Annotated in this window: 1 protein-coding gene; it reads right to left on the minus strand. The window is 53.5% G+C overall.

The annotated features are described in order from the left end of the window. Nucleotides 1-195, minus strand: a 195-nt coding sequence (locus AC0L27_RS41440) for a nucleotidyltransferase domain-containing protein (protein WP_473323920.1), incomplete at its 3' end; no start/stop codon positions are given. Nucleotides 196-254 lie beyond the last annotated feature (59 nt).

A 254-nucleotide genomic window follows, 5' to 3' on the forward strand; every position in this document is an offset into this window, starting at 1 on the left:
AGCTCGCCGCGTTGTTTCATCAAGCCTTACGGTCACCGTAACCAGCAAATCAATATCACTGTGTGGCTTCAGGCCGCCATCCACTGCGGAGCCGTACAAATGTACGGCCAGCAACGTCGGTTCGAGATGGCGCTCGATGACGCCAACTACCTCTGATAGTTGAGTCGATACTTCGGCGATCACCGCTTCCCACATGATGTTTAACTCCTGAATTAAGCCGCGCCGCGAAGCGGTGTCGGCTTGAATGAATTGTT

Source organism: Bradyrhizobium sp. Ken51 (genome assembly GCF_055807435.1).